Annotated in this window: 17 protein-coding genes; 7 read left to right on the top strand and 10 right to left on the bottom strand. The window is 71.3% G+C overall.

Annotated features, from left to right (window positions below; all coding sequences use genetic code 11):
• Nucleotides 1-285: 285 nt before the first annotated feature.
• The gene (locus ACO03V_RS13585) at nucleotides 286-1,215 is read right to left on the bottom strand and encodes an NAD(P)/FAD-dependent oxidoreductase (protein WP_423137939.1); all 930 of its coding nucleotides are present in this window, start codon (nucleotides 1,213-1,215) and stop codon (nucleotides 286-288) included.
• 294 nt (nucleotides 1,216-1,509) lie between these two features.
• Nucleotides 1,510-2,496, bottom strand: coding sequence for a glycerophosphodiester phosphodiesterase family protein (locus tag ACO03V_RS13580; protein WP_423137938.1), 987 nt, complete (start codon nucleotides 2,494-2,496; stop codon nucleotides 1,510-1,512).
• Between the two features lie 141 nt (nucleotides 2,497-2,637).
• On the opposite strand from ACO03V_RS13580, the gene ACO03V_RS13575 reads away from it, so the two are divergent.
• The 3 genes from ACO03V_RS13575 (at nucleotide 2,638) to ACO03V_RS13565 (ending at nucleotide 5,739) form a co-directional block, all read left to right on the top strand.
• Nucleotides 2,638-3,507 (top strand): Bax inhibitor-1/YccA family protein, encoded by an 870-nt coding sequence (locus ACO03V_RS13575; protein ID WP_423137937.1) that lies wholly within the window; start codon nucleotides 2,638-2,640, stop codon nucleotides 3,505-3,507.
• A gap of 193 nt (nucleotides 3,508-3,700) precedes the next feature.
• A complete protein-coding gene (locus ACO03V_RS13570) occupies nucleotides 3,701-4,924 on the top strand; it encodes a DNA polymerase domain-containing protein (protein ID WP_423137936.1) in 1,224 nt (407 codons plus the stop codon).
• Nucleotides 4,921-5,739: a formate/nitrite transporter family protein gene (locus ACO03V_RS13565; protein ID WP_423137935.1), complete on the top strand. Its 819-nt coding sequence runs from the start codon at nucleotides 4,921-4,923 to the stop codon at nucleotides 5,737-5,739. The genes ACO03V_RS13570 and ACO03V_RS13565 overlap by 4 nt, the downstream gene beginning before the upstream one ends.
• A gap of 44 nt (nucleotides 5,740-5,783) precedes the next feature.
• Here the strand turns inward: ACO03V_RS13565 and ACO03V_RS13560 are convergent, their stop codons facing one another.
• The 8 genes from ACO03V_RS13560 to guaB form a co-directional block, all read right to left on the bottom strand.
• On the bottom strand, nucleotides 5,784-7,157 hold the full coding sequence (locus ACO03V_RS13560; RefSeq protein WP_423137934.1) for a glycosyltransferase: 1,374 nt from the start codon (nucleotides 7,155-7,157) through the stop codon (nucleotides 5,784-5,786).
• Nucleotides 7,154-7,606 carry a nitroreductase/quinone reductase family protein gene (locus tag ACO03V_RS13555; protein ID WP_423137933.1) on the bottom strand — a complete coding sequence of 151 codons (453 nt, stop codon included), beginning with the start codon at nucleotides 7,604-7,606 and terminating at the stop codon, nucleotides 7,154-7,156. Before ACO03V_RS13555 ends, ACO03V_RS13560 begins: the two co-directional genes overlap by 4 nt.
• A 339-nt stretch (nucleotides 7,607-7,945) precedes the next feature.
• On the bottom strand, nucleotides 7,946-9,526 hold the full coding sequence (guaA, locus tag ACO03V_RS13550; RefSeq protein WP_367729101.1) for a glutamine-hydrolyzing GMP synthase: 1,581 nt from the start codon (nucleotides 9,524-9,526) through the stop codon (nucleotides 7,946-7,948).
• Nucleotides 9,523-10,056: a DUF3817 domain-containing protein gene (locus tag ACO03V_RS13545; protein ID WP_423137932.1), complete on the bottom strand. Its 534-nt coding sequence runs from the start codon at nucleotides 10,054-10,056 to the stop codon at nucleotides 9,523-9,525. Before ACO03V_RS13545 ends, guaA begins: the two co-directional genes overlap by 4 nt.
• 10 nt (nucleotides 10,057-10,066) lie before the next feature.
• Nucleotides 10,067-10,888, bottom strand: coding sequence for an SURF1 family cytochrome oxidase biogenesis protein (locus tag ACO03V_RS13540; RefSeq protein ID WP_423137986.1), 822 nt, complete (start codon nucleotides 10,886-10,888; stop codon nucleotides 10,067-10,069).
• A 76-nt stretch (nucleotides 10,889-10,964) separates the two neighbouring features.
• Nucleotides 10,965-12,080 (bottom strand): GuaB3 family IMP dehydrogenase-related protein, encoded by a 1,116-nt coding sequence (locus ACO03V_RS13535; protein ID WP_423137985.1) that lies wholly within the window; start codon nucleotides 12,078-12,080, stop codon nucleotides 10,965-10,967.
• Between the two features lie 15 nt (nucleotides 12,081-12,095).
• Nucleotides 12,096-12,794, bottom strand: coding sequence for a TMEM175 family protein (locus ACO03V_RS13530; protein WP_423137931.1), 699 nt, complete (start codon nucleotides 12,792-12,794; stop codon nucleotides 12,096-12,098).
• 71 nt (nucleotides 12,795-12,865) lie between these two features.
• Nucleotides 12,866-14,368, bottom strand: coding sequence for an IMP dehydrogenase (gene guaB / locus ACO03V_RS13525; RefSeq protein ID WP_367729088.1), 1,503 nt, complete (start codon nucleotides 14,366-14,368; stop codon nucleotides 12,866-12,868).
• Between the two features lie 298 nt (nucleotides 14,369-14,666).
• Between guaB and ACO03V_RS13520 the strand changes: the two genes are divergently transcribed.
• The 4 genes from ACO03V_RS13520 to ACO03V_RS13505 are packed head-to-tail and all read left to right on the top strand — an operon-like array spanning nucleotide 14,667 to nucleotide 18,658.
• Entirely contained in the window at nucleotides 14,667-15,959 is a 1,293-nt protein-coding gene (locus ACO03V_RS13520) for a branched-chain amino acid ABC transporter permease (RefSeq protein WP_423137930.1), read from the top strand.
• An 11-nt stretch (nucleotides 15,960-15,970) separates the two neighbouring features.
• Complete coding sequence (locus tag ACO03V_RS13515; protein ID WP_367729084.1) at nucleotides 15,971-16,951, top strand: branched-chain amino acid ABC transporter permease; 981 nt, start codon at nucleotides 15,971-15,973, stop codon at nucleotides 16,949-16,951.
• A complete protein-coding gene (locus ACO03V_RS13510) occupies nucleotides 16,944-17,879 on the top strand; it encodes an ABC transporter ATP-binding protein (protein WP_423137929.1) in 936 nt (311 codons plus the stop codon). Before ACO03V_RS13515 ends, ACO03V_RS13510 begins: the two co-directional genes overlap by 8 nt.
• Nucleotides 17,876-18,658 (top strand): ABC transporter ATP-binding protein, encoded by a 783-nt coding sequence (locus tag ACO03V_RS13505; protein ID WP_423137928.1) that lies wholly within the window; start codon nucleotides 17,876-17,878, stop codon nucleotides 18,656-18,658. Before ACO03V_RS13510 ends, ACO03V_RS13505 begins: the two co-directional genes overlap by 4 nt.
• Nucleotides 18,659-18,855 lie beyond the last annotated feature (197 nt).

The following is an 18,855-nucleotide window of genomic DNA, read 5'->3' as shown; positions in this document are numbered from 1 at the left end:
CCCAAGGACGCCGCGCCCCGGCCGCCGGTGAACGCTCCCTCGCGGCGGATACGCCCCGCCACGGCGTTTCCCCCACCGCAGAGCGTTTACCCGAAGCAGGACCATTCGAGGCCGCGACGTCGATCCCCGGTAAACGCTCCCTCGCGGCGGAAACGCCCCGCCACGGCGTTTCCCCCACCGCAGAGCGTTTACCGGAGGCAGGACCCACGCCGCAGAGCGTTCACCCGACGCGGGACCCACGCCGCAGAGCGTTCACCCGACCCAGGATGCCGCGGGCGAACCGCCTCAGCCCGCGGCGAGCGCCCGCCCGAGGGCGTCCCCCGACGCCCACGCCGTGCGCACGGAGGAGCTCTGCCCCCAGGCGTCGCCGCACGCGGACAGTCCGGGGGACCGGAAGAACGGCTCGCCGGTGGTCTCGGCCGGACGCGCGAACGTCCAGCGGTGCGCGTACGTCGCCACGGGGTCGGCGTCGATGCCGAGCAGGCGCCGGGTCGCGGCGAGGACCGGGGCGATGGCGGCATCCGGATCCTCGAGGTGCCGCCGGGCCCGGTCGCCGGTCGTGTGGGCGACGAGCACCGGTACGCCGTCTCCGCGGCGGTCGCCGTCGTCCGCGAGGAACGCGACATCGGGATCGCCGTTCACGAAGGCCCCGTGCAGGTCGGCCGGCCAGCGCCGCGCCTCCCAGCGCAGCACCACGGCGATCACCGGCTCCCAGTCCTGCACTGCACCGGGCACCGGGTCGTGCAGGCGTGCGGCCTGCGGGGCGGGCAGCGCCAGGACGACCTCCCCCGCGGGGGCGTCGTCGACGCGATAAGGGGCGACGGATGCCACCGTGTGCTCCGACGTGACGTCAAGGCCGTCGGCGAGGTCGAGCGCGAGGGACCGCAGCCCCTTCGGGGCGGCCCACCGCAGCGGACCGGTCTTGGGGGTCGGCCGGCCACCGTCCTGGATCACCTGGAAGGTGTCGGTCCAGGGGCGGGCGAGACCGCGTCGCTCCCAGTCGGCCACGACGGCCCCGAACCGGTCGTCGTCGCCGACGACGAAGTAGGAGGCGCCGAGGTCGACGGGCCGACCGTCGAGGGTGCGACTGGACAGGCGCCCGCCGGGCCGACGACCGCGGTCGAGCACCCGCACGGTCCTCCCGGCGTCGTGCAGCGCCCGCGCGCACGCCAGTCCCGAGATGCCCGCACCCACGATCGTCACGTCGCTCGTCATCCGGCCATCCTCCCGTCCGGCCCGCTCCGGCCGGTCGGGGTTGCGGCTCGACCGCCCGCCGTGCCGCGCTCCGGAACGCCGCGCGCCCCTCGCCCCCGAACTCCTGAACTCCGCCCGCCCCTCGCGGCCGCTCCCCCACCGAACTCCTGAACATCGACCGGATTCCGTCCTCACGGGAGCGTGAGCGGCGCGCAGCCGAAAAACACAGGAGTTCGGCGACGGCGCAGACACACCAGCCGCCACAAAACACAGGAGTTCGGCGACGGCGCAGACACACCAGCCGCCGCAGAAGCCTCAGCCGAAGAACCCCACGCCCAGGTCGGGATGGTCGACGAACACCCCGTCCAGCCCCGCCGCGCGCAGCACGGCCCACTCCCCCTGCCAGTCGCCGAACGCCGCGGGACCGCCGGGCCGCCGGAACGCCCGCGTCAGGAACGCGTTCTCGGGACGGCAGGTCCACGTGAACACCCGCAGGCCGCTCTCCTGCGCGGCGGCGACGAATGCCGCCGGGCCCCGCACGCGGCCGAGCCGGTCCGGATCGAGGATCATCCGTTTGTCCGGGCTGATCCCGTCGACCTCCTCGCGCAGCCGCCGCAGGCCGTCCGGCGCGAGCATCGACGCCCACGTCGCGGCATCCGCCCCGTCCCGCTCGCGCAGGTCCCAGGGCGCCCCCGTCGCCTCGAGCAGCTGAACGAGGGGGATCCGGATGCCGCCGGCCCGCAGCCGCGCCAGGACGAGCGGCTCGAACGACTCGATGACGAGGGCCGGGTCGTCCGCCCACCCGGCGTCCCGCAGCTCGTCGCGCACGAGCGCGGCCATGTCGAACCCCAGCCGGTCGAACGACGCCGCGTGCTTGATCTCCAGGACGACGCCCACGCCGCCGGAGCGCGCGAGGGCGAGCACGTCGCGCAGGCGCAGCATCGGCTCGCGGTCGTCGTGACCGGCGCTCGACGGTCGCAGCGCGGGGATCCGCTCCCGGCAACGGAGGGTCGACAGCTCGCCCCAGGTGAAATCGAGGGTGAAGAATCCGGTGACGCTCTCGCCGTCGATGAGCCGCGTCGTCCGACGGTCGGCGAACTCGGGACGGTCGGCGACGTCGGTCGTGGCCCCGATCTCGCTCTCGTGGCGGACGACCAGCACGCCGTCCTGCGTGAGCACGACGTCGGGCTCGACGGCATCCACCCCGTCCGAGATCGCGCGCAAATAGGACGATCGCGTGTGCTCGGGCAGGTACCCGGGGGCGCCGCGGTGGCCGATGATCAGAGGGCGCGTGGATGCCACCGGCACAGGCTAGCCGCGGAGGGTGAACGGCCTGCACGCTCATAGCGGAATCCCAGTCTGCACCGGCATTCTCCGAGGCCCCTCGGCTAGTGTTGTCTGACAGCACGGTGCTGTGATCACAACTTTGGAGTGTGAGTTCCCGTGGCCCTCAACAACCCGGCATTCAATACCCCGGCGTTCCAGGACCCCCGAGCCGGTGGCGCGCAGACGCGCTACAGCCCGCCCCCGGCCGCCGATCCCGCAGCAGACGCGCGTCTCGAGGGGGCTTACGCCGCCCCCGCCGCCGGCTCGGTCGACACCGGCCGCATGACGGTCGAAGACACCGTCTTCAAGACGCTCGCGCTGTTCGGCGTGCTCGTCGTCACCGCCGTCGTCGGCTGGATCTGGACGATGAGCAGCGTCTCCGTGACGACCGGCCCCAACGTCGCCCCGATGATCATCGGTGGCCTCGGTGGATTCGTTCTCGCGATGGTCGCCATCTTCAAGAAGAAGCCGTCCGTCCCCGTCTTCGTCGCCTACGCGGCGTTCGAGGGTCTGTTCGTCGGTGGTATCTCGGCGTTCTTCGAGTTCCAGTTCCCCGGCATCGTCGTCCAGGCGACGCTCGCGACCCTCTCCGTCGTCGGTGTGACCCTCGCGCTCTTCGCCAGCGGAAAGATCCGCGCCTCCGCTCGCGCCACCAAGATCTTCATGATCGCCATGGTCGGCTACCTGGTGTTCAGCCTGGTCAACCTCGGCCTCATGCTGTTCAACGTGCCGCTCGCCGGCGGCGCCTTCGGTCTGCGCAGCAGCATCGAGATCTTCGGCATCCCGCTCGGTGTCATCATCGGCGTCTTCGTGGTCATCATGGCGGCGTACTCGCTGGTGCTCGACTTCGACCAGATCCAGCGCGGCGTGCGCAACGGCGCTCCCCGCGTCTACGGCTGGGTCGGCGCCTTCGGCATCATGGTCACCGTCGTGTGGCTGTACGTCGAGATCCTGCGCATCCTCGCGATCCTGCGAGGCAACAACTGACGCATCCCGTCGCACGGAGGGCCGTCCCGTTCGGGGCGGCCCTTCGCCGTTCCCGCGGCACGGCCTTCGCCGTTCCCGCGGCGGCAGGTGATGCCCGCAGCGGCAGCTGACGACCCGCGGCGGTGAGGTCGTGGCATCCGGTATCCCCCGCAAGGGGTCTCGACACGGGATGCCGCGGCGCTAGCCTCGCGCCATGAGTCCCACGAAGACGCCCGCGGAGACCCTCGACGTCGACGGGCACGAGGTGCGCGTCACGAGCCCGGACCGGGTGGTCTTCCCCGAGCCGGGTCTGACCAAGCTCGACCTCGTCCGCTACTACCTCTCCGTCGCGGACGGCGCGCTGCGCGGCGCGGGCGGACGGCCGATGGTGCTCAAGCGGTTCGCGAAGGGCCTGGGACAGGAGCCGTTCTTCCAGAAGCGGGTCCCCGACAACCACCCCGCCTTCATCGACACCGCGACGCTGCACTACGCCTCCGGCACCTCCGCCGAGGAGACCGTCCTCCGCGACGCCGCCGGCCTCGCCTGGGTGGTGAACCTGGGATGCCTCGACCTCAACCCCCACCCGGTGCGCGCCGAGGACCTCGACCACCCCGACGAGCTGCGGGTCGACCTCGACCCGATGCCGGGGGTCGACTGGGCGCAGATCGTCGACGTCGCGTTCATCGCGCGCGAGGTGCTCGAGGATCACGGCCTCGTCGGCTGGCCGAAGACGTCGGGCTCCCGCGGCCTCCACATCCTCGTGCGCATCCGTCCGGAGTGGGGGTTCGCCGACGTGCGCCTGGCGGCCGAGACGCTCGCGCGCGAGGTGGAGAACCGGGCCCCCGGTCTCGCCACGGCCCGCTGGTGGAAGGAGGAGCGGGGCGAGAGCGTCTTCGTCGACTTCAACCAGAACGCCAAGGACCGGACCGTCGCCTCGGCCTACTCGATCCGACCGCTCCCCGACGCACGCGTGTCGACGCCCCTCACGTGGGACGAGGTGCGCGACCGGCGCCCCGAGGCGTTCACGGTGCTCACCGTGCCCGAACGCTTCGCGTCCTTGGGCGACCCGCACGCCGGCATCGACGACGCGGCCGGGTCGTTGGAGGGCCTGCTGGCGCTGGCCGCCGAGATGGGCCCTGCCGAGAAGCCTCCCCGCGGTTCCGACGGCTCGGGACGCCGCGCCTCGACGATGCCGCTCATCGAGGTGGCCCGGACCAAGACCAAGCCGGAGGCGCTGGAGGCTCTCGAGACCTGGAGGCAGCGGCATCCGGAGTCCGCTGCGCAACTGCACCCCGCCGACGTGCTCGTCGACGGCATGCGGGGGTCGAGCTCGCTCTGGTACCGGGTGCGGGTCAACCTGCAGCACGTCCCCGAGGAGGAGCGGCCTGCGCAGGAGGAGCTCATCGCCGACTACGACCCGTGGGCGGGCCGGTCGTGAGCGACGACGAGGGCCGCCGGCGCGAGGTCGGCGAGTCGGACGAGGTGGTCGAGGACGAGCTGGCCGAGTCCTTCGACACCACCGTCACCGAGGGCGCCGAGCGGCTGCAGCGCCCGTGGCGCGTGGTCCTCATCACAGGCTTCTTCGGGGGGCTCGAGGTGGGGCTGGGTGTCGCCGCTTATCTCGGAGTGCTCTATCAGACCGGGGATCAGCTCCTCGCCGGCCTCGCGTTCAGCGTCGGGCTCATCGCGCTCTTCCTCGCCCACAGCGAGCTCTTCACCGAGAACTTCCTCATGCCCATCGCCGCACTCGTCGCCAAGGAGGGTACAGCTGGGCAGCTCGCCCGCCTCTGGGGCGGGACCCTCCTGGCCAACCTCGCCGGCGGATGGGTGTTCATGTGGCTGCTCACCACCGCCTTCCCCGACTGGCACGACGTGCTCGCCGAGTCCGCCTCGCACTACGTCGACGCGCCGTTCGGCCTGCAGAGCATCGTCCTCGCCGTGCTGGGCGGCAGCACCATCACGCTGATGACCCGGATGCAGCAGGGCACGACCTCCGACCCGGCCAAGATCGTCGCCACCGTCATCGGCGGGTTCCTGCTGGCCGGCCTGCAGCTCTTCCACTCGATCCTGGACTCGCTCCTCGTCTTCGGCGCGATCCAGTCCGGCGCCGACATCACCTACCTGCAGTGGCTCGGCTGGTTCGCGTACACGCTCCTGTTCAACGTGCTCGGAGGGCTCGTGCTCGTGACGGCGCTGCGGCTGCTGCGGACGAAGGAGCTGTTCGCCGACGCGCGTCGCGAGAAGGACCGGTAGAAACCCGCAGGGCGCCACCGTGAGGGCCGGCGCCGCGGACCGCGTCAGCGCCGGGCGGGTCGCGACAGGACGTCGACGCAGACCGCGGCCAGCGTCCGCATCGCCGCGTCGGGGGTGAGGGTGGATGCCGCGGCGAGCGCCTCGGCGGAGAGCCTCGACCGCAGGTCGGCGTCGGTCAGCAGCCGGGTGATCGCATCGGCGAGGGCCTGCTCGTCGCCGTCGGGCACCAGGATGCCGCCCCCGTGCGCGAGCATGTCGCGGGGGCCGTAGCGGATGTCGTACGCGACCACCGGGGCGCCGTGCGCGAGCGCTTCGACGAGCGCGAGTCCCTGTCCCTCGAAGGCCGACGTGGTGAGGTACATCGCGGCGGTGTCGAGCACCGCACCCGGGTCGGCCGTGAGCCCCGGGAGGGTCACCGCGTGCCCCACACCCGTCTCGGCGACCAGGGCCTCCAGCCGTGCGCGCTCAGCCCCGTCGCCCCAGAGCTCGAGGCGCGCGTGCGGCACCGCCGCGAGTACCCGCGCGAAGGCGCGGACGGCGTGGTCGAGACGCTTGCCGGGAGCCAGACGACCGAGCACGGCCACGGGGCCGCCCGCGCGGTCCGCGGTCGACGGTGACGCGGGACCGGCCACCCCGTGGGGGGCGACGACGTCGACACGGTCGTCGCCGAAGCGGGCGCGGACCTCGTCGCGCTGCCACGGCGTCGGCCAGAGCACCGCGTCGAAGCGGGGCGCGAGCGCGAGCCAGCGCGTCCACAGCGGGTTGACGGGCGCGTCCGCCGTGAACGGCGGGTCGAGGTGGATGGTGTGGACCGTGTGAACGATCCGCACGTCCGGGTCGTCCCACGCGACGAGCAGCTCCCCCAGCTGCCGGGACTCGCAGACGAGGACGACCGGACGGTCGCGTTCGGCACGCAGCCGCCTGACGACGTCGGTGAGCCATGCCCGGTAGAGCCCGCCGAAGCCCTCGACCGTGCCGGCGGTGCGGCCCGTGGCATCCCGGATCACGACCGGCGCCGTCGTCAGGTGCCAGTCCGGGTCGCCCACGATGACCGGGAGCTCGATGGCCCCGTCGGCCACCGTGCGGTAGTCGAGGGCCGGATCGGGGCCTCCGGGTCGAGCGGCGGCGAGCGCCCAGTCCGCCGCGCCCCCCGCGGGACCGGTCGCCTCGTCGAAGAGGTTGCGGAAGACTCCGGATGCCGCCGCCGCACCGCGGCGCACGAACTCCTCGCGGTGCGCGGCGTGCGCCTCCGCCGTCCCGGGGTCCACGGTCAGCAGGAGCGCCCCGCGTCCGCCGTCCGCGCCGGCCTCGGCCATCTGCCGCGCGCGGGCGAGGGTGGAGATCGTGTAGCCGCCGTCGAGGTCGGGGATGAGGCGGCTCGAGAGGACGAGGTACCAGGCGTCGGGGAACGCGGTCACCGGGTGGCCGCCTCGACGAGCCGGAAGACCGGGAAACCCGGGGCGATCTCCGCGAGACGCGTGTCCGGGGAGTTCTTGTCGACGCCGTCGAAGAAGCGGCCCACCTCCCAGGCCCACGCGGCGAGGTAGGCGCGGAGGATCGGCGGCTTGGCGGCATCCGGGAGCTCCTCCGCCCGGAACACCTCCACCGACCGGCCGTGACGCAGCTCGCCCTCCCCGGCGGCACGGAGGTTCCGCACCCACTGCGTGGTTCCGCGGGGTGCGACGAGGTAGCGCTCTCCGGCGACACGCAGCGGGTTCACCGGCGTGGTCCGCCACTCCCCCGTCGAGCGACCGCGCACGGCCAGGACTCTGCTGCCGGCCAACGGCAGCCCGAGACGGGTGCTGGCGGCCACGAGCGTGTTGAAGACGGCATCCACCCGGGTCGGGCGTACGAACCTGTCGCGCATCCCTTCATCCTCGCTCACTCCGCCCGCACCGACCGCCCACGGCCCGGTTCTTCACCCTCCCGCGCCGGCCGAGCAGCCGCGGGGTGGCGTGCCGCGGATGGAGCGGGGCGCCGCGAGTGGCCCCGTTGTACGCCAGGTGGCCCCGGGGCCACTCCGGTACCCCGGCAGAGCCGCCGGTCGCACGATCGCCGCACTGAGACCGACCTCCAACGGCACCGCACGTGGCCCCGGGGCGCGTTAGGTGGCCCCGGGGCCACTCCGGCATACGCAGAGCCGCCGGGAAACGGGCGACGCCCCGGCATCCGCGAGGGATACCGGGGCGTCAGCGCGCAGGGAGCGTCACTCCCACTCGATGGTCCCCGGGGGCTTCGACGTCACGTCGAGCACCACGCGGTTCACGTCGCGCACCTCGTTGGTGATCCGGTTCGAGATCTTCGACAGCACGTCGTAGGGCAGGCGCGTCCAGTCGGCGGTCATCGCGTCCTCGGACGAGACGGGCCGCAGCACGATCGGGTGGCCGTAGGTGCGGCCGTCGCCCTGCACGCCGACCGAGCGCACGTCGGCGAGGAGCACGACGGGGCACTGCCAGATCTCGGTGTCGAGTCCGGCCTTGGTCAGCTCGGCGCGGGCGATGGCGTCGGCCTCACGCAGGATCTCGAGACGGTCAGCGGTGACCTCGCCCACGATGCGGATGCCAAGACCGGGCCCCGGAAAGGGCTGGCGGCCGACGATCGCCTCGGGCAGACCCAGCTCGCGGCCGATGGCGCGGACCTCGTCCTTGAAGAGGGTACGCAGCGGCTCGACGAGCTCGAACTGCAGGTCCTCGGGGAGGCCGCCGACGTTGTGGTGGGACTTGATGTTCGCGGTGCCGGCGCCGCCGCCGGACTCGACGACGTCGGGGTACAGCGTGCCCTGCACGAGGAAGCGCACCTGCTCGCCCTCGGCCTTCGCCTCCGCGACCAGGTCGGCCTGCACCTGCTCGAACGCGCGGATGAACTCGCGGCCGATGATCTTGCGCTTCTGCTCCGGGTCGCTGACGCCGGCGAGGGCGTTCAGGAACGTCTCGCGGGCGTCCACCGTGATCAGGCGCACGCCCGTCGAGGCGACGTAGTCGTTCTCGACCTGCTCGCGCTCGCCCTTTCGGAGGAGGCCGTGGTCGACGAACACGGCGATCAGCTGGTCGCCGACGGCCTCGTGGACGAGAGCGGTGGAGACGGCGGAGTCCACGCCGCCCGACAGCGCCGAGATGACGCGGCCGGTGCCGACCTGCTGGCGGATGCGCTCGACCTGCTCGGCGATGACGTTGCCGCTGTTCCAGTCGGCGGGGAGGCCGGCCGCCTTGTGGAGGAAGTTCTCGAGGACGTTCTGCCCGTGATCCGAGTGCTTGACCTCGGGATGCCACTGGACGCCGTACATGCGGCGCGCGTCGTTCGCGAACGCGGCGACGGGGGTGTGCGCGGTACGCGCGAGCACGTCGAACCCGTCGGGCGCCCGGGAGACCTGGTCGCCGTGGCTCATCCACACGTTCTGCTCGACCGGCTGCCCCTGCAGCAGCGTGCCCTCGGTGACGATCGTCGCGTCGGTGGCGCCGTACTCGCGGAGACCCGTGTTCGCGACCTCGCCGCCGAGCGCCTGCGCCATCACCTGGAAGCCGTAGCAGATGCCGAGGGTCGGGACCTCGAGGTCGAACACCTCGGTGTCCAGGCGGGGAGCGCCGTCCTCGTACACCGACGAGGGACCGCCGGAGAGGATGATGCCGACGGGGTTCTTCGCGGCGATCTCGGACGCGGTCGCGGTGTGCGGCACGATCTCGCTGTAGACGCCCGCTTCGCGGACGCGACGGGCGATCAGCTGCGCGTACTGCGCGCCGAAGTCGACGACCAGGACGGGGCGCTGGGACGTTTCGGTCTGTTCGGTCACCGGATGCCTTCGTTATCGGTGCGGGCAGGGGAAGCGGGAGGGGATGCCTCGGCGGCCTCGCGCTCGGCCAAGTAGGCGCGCACGCCGCGGGCGGTGCGGACCTCGAGGACGAACGACAGGAACGGCACGACGCCGCCCAGCGCGAGGAAGATGAAGCGGCGGAACGGCCACCGCATGAGGCTCCAGATGCGGAAGCACGAGAAGAGGTACACGACGTAGAACCAGCCGTGCGCGACGAGGATCGCGAGCGAGATGTTCAGCCCGTCGCCGGTGGAGACGATGTCGCAGCCGTTGCCGCCCGGGAGGAAGAGCGAGAACCACTGGCATCCGGGGCCGGGGATGGCGTCCGCGAACCACAGAAAGCCGCCCGATCCGCCCAGGAACAGCTCCTTGTGGATGGGCGTGTACTTCAGGATCATCTCGGCGACCAGCAGCAGCAGGCCGACACCCGTGATCACGGAGCAGATCTGGTAGAACTTCAGGGCTCCGCGGATCGCCGGGAACGAGGCGAGCTTGGGGGCGCGGGGCATGGCTGCCAGTCTAGTCGCGGGATGCTGCGACCCCTGCCGCTCCGCTCGCCGCCTCCGCGGCCTCGGCCTGCGCGTCCTCGAGGTCCTCGACCTCCTTCTCCCAGGCGTCCCGCGCGAGGCGGTACCAGAGGTAGAGCGCGAAACCGGCGAAGACGGCCCACTCGGCCGCGTAGAAGATGTTGAGCCAGTTGACCCGCGACCGCTCCTCGGGCGCGGGAGAGGCGATGGCATCCAGGGGCCCGAAGGCCGTCTGCGAGGCGACGTACGAGCGGTAGACCGCCACGCCCTCGGTGTCGTTCCAGCGACCGAGCAGCGCGGGCGGCGACATGCGGGTGAGCGTCTGCGGGTCGGCGCCGGCCGGAGGTGCGACCGGGCCTTCGTCGGAGATGAGACGACCGACGACGTCCACGACCGCATCCGGGTCGGCAGCGGCGTCGGCCTGCAGCGCCGTGACGGCGGCGTCCGCGGCCTCGCGCGTGGGGGCCCAGCCCAGGGCGACGGCGATCGAGGTGGGGCGGTCGACATCGTCGAGGCGCAGCTGTCCGGCGACCCAGAAGCCCTCCGTGTCGTCGCCGTTGTAGCGCGACGACACGACGACGAAGTCGGAGGGCACCCAGCTGCCGCGGGCCTCGACCCGTTGGCCGACCTGCGGCTCGGGCAGGTATGCACCGGGCTCGCTGACGTCGGCGAGCGGTTGGACGACCTCCGTCAGTCCGGGCTCCGGCGGTGCGGTGTCCACGGCGCGGCTGAGCTGCCACTGCCCGAGCCACGCGAGCACGCCCGCGACGAGCAGCGAGAACGCCAGCAGGGCGATCCACCGCGGCCGCAGCATGACCTCGCGGAGGGTCGGCGGGAACAGGTCGGCGGGCGGGGCCGTCGACACCGCGTCGTCGCCGCGGAGGGTCATGTCAGTGACCGTAGGGCGCCACGACGACCTCGACGCGCTGGAACTCCTTGAGGTCGGAGTAGCCCGTGGTGGCCATGGACTTGCGCAGGGCGCCGATGAGGTTGGCGGTGCCGTCGGCGACGGGAGCCGGCCCGAAGAGCACCTGCTCGAGCGGACCGACGCGGTCGACCTCGACGCGGCGACCGCGGGGCAGCTTGGCGTGGTGGGCCTCCGGGCCCCAGTGGAAGCCGCGGCCGGGCGCGTCGGTCGCGCGGGCCAGGGCGACGCCCAGCATGACCGCGTCCGCGCCCATGGCGAGCGCCTTCACGATGTCGCCGGAGGTGCCGACGCCGCCGTCGGCGATGACGTGCACGTAGCGGCCGCCGGACTCGTCGAGGTAGTCGCGGCGGGCACCGGCGACGTCCGCGACGGCCGTCGCCATCGGCGCGTGCAGGCCCAGCGTCGCGCGGGTCGTGGACGCCGCGCCGCCGCCGAAGCCGACGAGCACGCCCGCGGCTCCGGTGCGCATGAGGTGCAGGGCGGCCGTGTAGGTGGCCGCGCCGCCGACGATGACCGGGACGTCGAGGTCGTAGATGAACTTTTTCAGATTCAGCGGCTCGGCGACGCTCGAGACGTGCTCGGCCGAGACGGTGGTCCCGCGGATGACGAACAGGTCGACGCCGGCGGCCACGACCGTCTCGTACAGGTCCTGCGTGCGCTGCGGGGTCAGGGCGCCGGCGACGGTGACACCGGCCGCGCGCACCTCCGCGAGCCGGTCGCGCACGAGCTCCGGCTTGATGGGCTCCGCGTAGAGCTCCTGCATGCGGCGGGTGGCGTCGGCCTCCGGCAGGTGGGCGATCTCGGCCAGCAGCGGCTCGGGGTCGTCGTACCGCGTCCACAGACCCTCGAGGTCGAGGACGCCGAGACCGCCGAGACGGCCCAGCTCGATCGCGGTGCGGGGGCTGACGACCGAGTCCATCGGGGCGCCGAGCACGGGGATGCCGAACTGGAACGCGTCGATGGTCCACGCCGTCGAGACGTCCTCGGGGTTGCGCGTGCGCCGCGACGGCACGACGGCGATGTCGTCGAAGGTGTAGGCGCGGCGGGCGCGCTTGGCGCGGCCGAGGTCGATCTCCATGGTCACCGTCCCAGCCTACCCGCGACCCTCCCCCTCGCCGTCGGCCGGGCGCGAACGTTCCCCGTCGGCCGGGCGCGAACGTTCCCCGTCGGCCGGGCGGGAACGGTCGCCGTGCAGCAGGCGCGTCAGCGGCCCGTCCAGGACGAACAGGAGGAACGCCGCCGATCCGATCCACGGCGACGCGAGCACGACGACGGCGCTGAGCAGCACCGCGCTGAGCGCGGCCCGCGACGCGCGGCGGGCGTCGTCGTCCGACAGCCCCGCGACCGCCCCGGAGCGGCGGGCCCACAGCCACTGCACCCACCCGAGCAGGATCGCGACGAAGAAGTTGACCGGCAGCAGCACCCGTCCGAGCACCTCGTCGGCGTAGGCGGTGTTCAGCGACGACGTGAACGGCACGAGCACGATGAACAGCAGCCGGACGGTGTTGATCCACATCCCGACCGCGTCGATGCGGACCAGGTGCTCGAACTGCTGCACGTGGGTCATCCACATGAGACAGAGGATGAGGAACCCGACGGCGAAGGTGAAGAGTGGATGCCACAGGCCGATCAGGGCGTCGGCGAGGGCGGCATCCGAGTCGATGTCCCCCAGCGAACGGTCCGTCAGCCCCAGGACGAGCAGAGTCGCGGCGATCGCGAAGACGCCGTCGGTGAACGCCTCGGTCCGACGGGTCGAGACCGACGCGTCGGGATGGCTGCGACGCCGGATCATGCGCACAGCGTAGCGGCGGCGCGGAGACGACGAGGGGCCGGGCAGTCGCCTGCCCGGCCCCTCGGAACCGTTTACTTCTTGTAGTTCGGCGCCTCGACGACGATCTGCACGTCGTGCGGGTGCGACTCCTTGAGCCCCGCGGAGGTGATGCGGACGAAGCGGCCCTTGGCCTTGAGCTCCTCGACGGTGCGCGCGCCGACGTAGAACATCGACTGCCGCAGGCCGCCGATCAGCTGGTACGCCACGGCGGCGACGGGCCCGCGGTAGGGCACCTGGCCCTCGATGCCCTCGGGGATGAGCTTGTCGTCGCTGGGGACGTCGGCCTGGAAGTAGCGGTCCTTCGAGTAGGACGTCTTCTTGCCGCGCGTCTGCAGGGCGCCGAGCGAGCCCATGCCGCGGTACTGCTTGAACTGCTTGCCGCCCTGGAAGACGATCTCGCCCGGCGACTCGTCGGTTCCCGCGAGCAGCGAGCCGAGCATGACCGTGTCGGCCCCGGCGACGAGCGCCTTGGCGATGTCTCCCGAGTACTGCAGACCGCCGTCCGCGATGACCGGGACGCCGGCGGGGATCGCCGCCTGCGCGGCCTCGTAGATCGCAGTGACCTGCGGGACGCCGACGCCGGCGACGACGCGGGTGGTGCAGATGGAGCCCGGGCCGACGCCCACCTTGACGGCATCCACCCCCGCGTCGATGAGCGCCTGGGCGCCCTCGCGGGTTGCGACGTTGCCGCCGATGACGTCGATGTGGGCGAAGGACTCGTCGGCCTTGAGGCGACGGACGATGTCGATGACGCCGGCGGACTGGCCGTTGGCGGTGTCGACGACCAGGACGTCCACTCCGGCGTCGCGCAGGGCCTCCGCGCGCTGCCAGGCGTCGCCGAAGAAGCCGATCGCCGCGCCGACGCGCAGACGACCCGAGTCGTCCTTGGTCGCGAGGGGGTACTTCTCGCTCTTGTCGAAGTCCTTGATGGTGATGAGGCCGGCGAGCTTGCCGTCCTCGTCCACGAGCGGCAGCTTCTCGACGCGGTGCTTCGCGAAGGTCGCGATCACGTCGTTGGCGTGGATGCCGACGGGCCCGGTGATGAGACCGTCCTTCGTCATGACGTCCTTGACCAGGGTGGTCTGACGCTCGAAACCGGAGACGAAGCGCATGTCGCGGTTCGTGATGATGCCGACGAGCACGCCGTCGGGGTCGACGACGGGGAGACCGGAGATGCGGTACTGCGCGCACATGGCGTCGACCTCGGCCACCGTGGCGTCCGGGTTCGTCGTGATCGGGTCGGAGACCATGCCCGACTCGCTGCGCTTGACCTGGTCGACGATGCCCGCCTGATCCTCGATCGAGAGGTTGCGGTGCACGATGCCGATCCCGCCCTGGCGCGCGATGGCGATCGCCATGCGGGCCTCGGTGACGGTGTCCATCGCGCTGGAGAGGAGCGGCGTGGCCACCGTGATGCGGCGCGTCAGGCGCGAGGACGTGTCGGCCTCGGACGGGATGACGTCCGTGTGCCCCGGCAGGAGCAGGACGTCGTCGTAGGTGAGTCCGACGAAACCGAAGGGGTCGTGCTGCTCCATTAATCCTCCTGCGCGCGCGGCGCCTGCTCGAAAGGGACGACGACGGCCGGAGCGGATGAGCGCTCCAGCTGCGATTCTAAGCGTCCGCGAGGCGGGAAACATTCCCGTCCGCCGCCGACCGAGTACAAGAACGCAACGACACGGTTCGCTAACGAGGTGGTCGGCGAAACATGGGCGACACATTACGCTCGTACGGTCGAACGTCGAAGCTGACGGGCGACATCGTCAGCGCTGCCGAACTGGAGACTCCGTGGGTCATTCCTCCCCCACCGCGATACGATCGCGCACCCTTCCCCGCATGGCCCTCGTCGTCTCGCTCCTCGCGAGCGCGATCGCGGTCCTGAGCCTGCTCTTCGCGACACCCGCGAGCGCGCAGACGACGCCCGCTCCCACGCCATCCGCGGGAACCGGCGACGTCTCGAGCACCTACGCCGTCGGCGGCATCATCCGCGCCGAGGACGAGCCCCTCGTAGGCGTCGAGGTGAGCGTCGAGGGCTCCGGGTTCTCCGAGATCGGCACCACGGGCGCCGACGGGCGCTGGTCGGTGGCCGTGCCCGGGCCGGGCGCCTACACGGCGACGCTGCAGGTCGACACCCTGCCCGAGGGCGTGGCCCCCCGCGACCCCGACAACGTGACGCGCGACGTCACCATCGGCACCACCAACACGGTGAACGTGCTGTTCCCGACGGGTGAGGGCACGGCGGCATCCGGGTCCATCTGGGACACCATCTTCACGCGCTTCTTCTACGGCCTGAACTTCGGCCTGCTGCTCGCGCTGGCCGCCATCGGCATCTCGCTGATCTTCGGCACCACCGGCGTCAACAACTTCGCGCACGGCGAGATGCTGACCTTCGGCGCCATCATCTTCTACATCTTCACCGCGATGGGGTGGAACCTCATCCTGGCGCTGCTGATCACCGTCGCGCTCTCCGTCGCGCTCGGGTACACGCAGGATGCCGTCCTGTTCAAACCACTCCGCAGACGCGGGGTCGGGTTGGTGCAGGTGCTGATCGTGACCATCGGTCTGTCGATCGTCCTGCGCTACGGCTACCTGTTCTTCTTCGGCGGCGGCACGCAGAACATCGCCACCGGCATCGCGGACACCGTCACGATCGGCCCGGTCACCGTCACGCTGACCTCGATCATCAGCATGGGCGTCAGCGTCGTGATGCTCGCCGCGGTGGCCTACTTCCTGACCCGCACCCGCATCGGCAAGGCCACCCGCGCCGTCAGCGACAACGCGTCGCTCGCCTCCGCTTCGGGCATCAACGTCGACCGCGTCATCCGGATCGTCTGGATGATGGCCGGCGGTCTCACGGGCCTCTCGGGCGTGCTCTACGGCCTGTACCGCGGCGTCACCTGGGACATGGGCTTCGCGATCCTGCTGCTGCTGTTCGCCGCGGTGACCCTCGGCGGCCTGGGCAGTGCGTTCGGCGCCCTCGTCGGCTCGCTCATCATCGGCATCATCACGGAACTGTCCACCATCGTCATCCCGCCGGACCTCCGCTACGCGGTGGCCCTCATCGTGCTCATCGGCGTGCTGCTCTTCCGGCCGCAGGGTGTACTGGGACGTAAAGAGCGGATCGGCTGAGGAAAAGACTCATGGACTGGCTTTCGATCTTCAACAACGCCGCGGGCGAGCTCATCAGCCCGACCACCGCGGCCTACGCCCTCGCGGCGATCGGCCTCAGCGTGCACTTCGGGTACGCGGGTCTGCTCAACTTCGGTCAGGCGGGCTTCATGGCCGTCGGCGCCTACGCGTTCGCCATCTCGACGCTGTCGCTCTCGGCCCCGGTGTGGCTGGCGATCCTCATCGCCATCGTCGCCTCGGTGGTGTTCGCCTTCATCCTCGGCATCCCGACCCTTCGTCTGCGTGCCGACTACCTCGCCATCGTCACCATCGCGGCGGCCGAGATCATCCGCTACGTGGTGTCGACCGTCGGGCTCACCGACGTCACCGGCGGCTCGCAGGGCCTGAACGGCTACAACCGCGAGTTCCAGGCGCTCAACCCGCTCCCCGAGGGCACCTACGGCATCGGCCCGTGGACCTACTCGGCGAACGACTGGTGGGTCCGTCTCTTCGGCTGGCTCCTCGTGATCGTCGCGACGATCCTCGTGTACGTGCTGATGCGCAGCCCCTGGGGCCGCGTCGTCAAGGGCATCCGCGAGGACGAGGACGCCGTGCGCAGCCTCGGCAAGAACGTCTACTCCTACAAGATGCAGGCGCTCGTGCTCGGTGGCGTCATGGGCGGTCTGGCGGGCGTGGTGTTCATCCTCCCCCGCGCGGTCCAGCCGGGTAACTATGGCACCGCACTGACCTTCTTCGTGTGGACGGCGCTGCTGCTCGGCGGTGCGGCCACCCTGCTCGGCCCGATCGTGGGCGCCATGCTCTTCTGGGTCCTGCTCTCGCTGTCGAACGGCATCATCGTCGGACTGCGCGATGTCGGCATCCTGGGCTTCATGAGCAGCACGCAGGCCGGCCAGGTGCGCTTCATCCTCGTCGGAATCGGTTTGATGCTCCTGGTCATCTTCCGGCCACAGGGGATCTTCGGAAACAAGAAGGAGCTGTCGTTCAATGTCTGACACGACCGTCACCCACCCGCTGGTGAAGGGCGCGGTCGGCCCCGGCTGTGAGAAGGTCGACCCGATCGTCGTCGCCGACGGCGTCACGCGGCAGTTCGGCGGCCTCAAGGCCGTGGACGTCGACCACCTCGAGATCCCCCGTGGGCACATCACCGCGCTGATCGGCCCCAACGGCGCCGGCAAGACCACGCTGTTCAACCTGCTCACCGGCTTCGACAAGCCGAACACCGGGCGCTGGAGCTTCGAGGGCTCGAACCTCGCGAGCGTCCCCGCGTTCAAGGTGTCCCGCAAGGGCATGGTCCGCACGTTCCAGCTGACGAAGTCGCTCGGTCGCCTCTCGGTGCTGCAGAACATGCTCCTCGGCGCCCGCGGGCAGAAGGGCGAGAACATCTTCCGCGCCCTCATCCCGGCGTTCTGGCGCGCGCAGGAGAAGGCGAACACGGAGCGCGCGGACGACCTGCTGCGCCGCTTCAAGCTCGACGCCAAGCGCGAGGACTTCGCCGCATCGCTCTCGGGCGGACAGCGCAAGCTCCTCGAGATGGCCCGCGCGCTCATGAGCGACCCGAAGCTCGTCATGCTCGACGAGCCGATGGCCGGGGTGAACCCGGCGCTCACGCAGAGCCTGCTCGGCCACATCCTCGACCTCAAGCGCGAGGGCATGACGGTGCTGTTCGTCGAGCACGACATGCACATGGTCCGCCACATCTCCGACTGGGTCGTCGTGATGGCGGAGGGTCGCGTGGTCGCCGAGGGTCCGCCCGAGACGGTCATGAACGACCAGGCCGTGATCGACGCCTACCTCGGTGCGCACCACGACACCGACCTGGGTGACATGACGACGTCGCAGCTGGAGGTCATCGAGGCCGAGGCTGCGGCCGAGGCGAAGGCCGAGCTGGCCGCCGACGAGAAGGACGGGAAGCTCCGATGACCGACACCGCCACCCGCACCGCGGTGCTGCGTACCGACAACCTCGTCGCCGGGTACCTGCCGGGCGTGAACATCCTCAACGGCTGCACCGTGGACGCCTACCAGGGCGACCTCATCGGCATCATCGGCCCGAACGGCGCCGGCAAGTCGACGCTGCTCAAGGCCATCTTCGGACAGGTCAAGATCCGCGGCGGCGCCGTGCTCCTGCACGGCGAGGACATCACCGCGCTCAAGGCCGACAAGCTCGTCGGCAAGGGCGTCGGCATGGTGCCGCAGAACAACAACGTGTTCCCGAGCCTGTCCATCGAGGAGAACCTGCAGATGGGGCTCTTCCAGCGCCCCAAGGTCTTCTCGGAGCGGTTCGAGTTCGTGACCGGCCTCTTCCCGGAGCTCGGGAAGCGGCGCCGTCAGCGCGCCGGCTCGCTGTCCGGCGGTGAGCGTCAGATGGTCGCCATGGGCCGCGCGCTCATGATGGACCCGTCGGTGCTCCTGCTCGACGAGCCGTCGGCCGGCCTGTCGCCGGTCCGTCAGGACGAGACGTTCCTGCGCGTCGCCGAGATCAACCGCGCCGGCGTGACGATCATCATGGTCGAGCAGAACGCCCGCCGCTGCCTGCAGATCTGCCACCGGGCCTACGTGCTCGACCAGGGCAAGGACGCGTACACCGGCACCGGCCGCGAGCTGCTCACCGACCCCCGCGTCATCGAGCTGTACCTCGGAACCCTGGCGGCCGACGAGGACGCCAAGCGCGACAGCGCGAAGAAGCCCCTCGAGGACTGACCCCCTCTCCCAGCGCCCCGCGGCCTCGGCCGCGGGGCGCTGTCGTTCGGCGGGTGCCGTGGTTCTTCCGGTGGGCGCCGCGTCGGCGGAGGGAGGGGATGCGGCGGAGGGAGGTGGCAATCCCCCCTCCACGTCCTCCCCTCGCCACAACCCCTCCCCCCGGCCACGAGCGACCCCGTCGGCGAAAGGAGGGGATG

Origin of the sequence: Microbacterium sp. HMH0099, from assembly GCF_049384025.1 — a bacterium.
In the GTDB taxonomy this organism is placed as follows: domain Bacteria; phylum Actinomycetota; class Actinomycetes; order Actinomycetales; family Microbacteriaceae; genus Microbacterium.
This window is presented reverse-complemented; position numbering and strand designations above follow the sequence as displayed.

Excerpts from the sequence above, each read along its gene's own strand:
- ACO03V_RS13585 (WP_423137939.1), bottom strand. The coding sequence starts at position 1,215 with ATGACGAGCGACGTGACGATCGTGGGTGCGGGCATCTCGGGACTGGCG.
- ACO03V_RS13570 (WP_423137936.1), top strand. The coding sequence starts at position 3,701 with ATGAGTCCCACGAAGACGCCCGCGGAGACCCTCGACGTCGACGGGCAC.
- ACO03V_RS13555 (WP_423137933.1), bottom strand. The coding sequence starts at position 7,606 with ATGCGCGACAGGTTCGTACGCCCGACCCGGGTGGATGCCGTCTTCAAC.
- ACO03V_RS13545 (WP_423137932.1), bottom strand. The coding sequence starts at position 10,056 with ATGCCCCGCGCCCCCAAGCTCGCCTCGTTCCCGGCGATCCGCGGAGCC.
- ACO03V_RS13540 (WP_423137986.1), bottom strand. The coding sequence starts at position 10,888 with ATGCTGCGGCCGCGGTGGATCGCCCTGCTGGCGTTCTCGCTGCTCGTC.
- ACO03V_RS13535 (WP_423137985.1), bottom strand. The coding sequence starts at position 12,080 with ATGGAGATCGACCTCGGCCGCGCCAAGCGCGCCCGCCGCGCCTACACC.
- ACO03V_RS13530 (WP_423137931.1), bottom strand. The coding sequence starts at position 12,794 with ATGATCCGGCGTCGCAGCCATCCCGACGCGTCGGTCTCGACCCGTCGG.
- guaB (WP_367729088.1), bottom strand. The coding sequence starts at position 14,368 with ATGGAGCAGCACGACCCCTTCGGTTTCGTCGGACTCACCTACGACGAC.
- ACO03V_RS13520 (WP_423137930.1), top strand. The coding sequence starts at position 14,667 with ATGGCCCTCGTCGTCTCGCTCCTCGCGAGCGCGATCGCGGTCCTGAGC.
- ACO03V_RS13515 (WP_367729084.1), top strand. The coding sequence starts at position 15,971 with ATGGACTGGCTTTCGATCTTCAACAACGCCGCGGGCGAGCTCATCAGC.
- ACO03V_RS13510 (WP_423137929.1), top strand. The coding sequence starts at position 16,944 with ATGTCTGACACGACCGTCACCCACCCGCTGGTGAAGGGCGCGGTCGGC.
- ACO03V_RS13505 (WP_423137928.1), top strand. The coding sequence starts at position 17,876 with ATGACCGACACCGCCACCCGCACCGCGGTGCTGCGTACCGACAACCTC.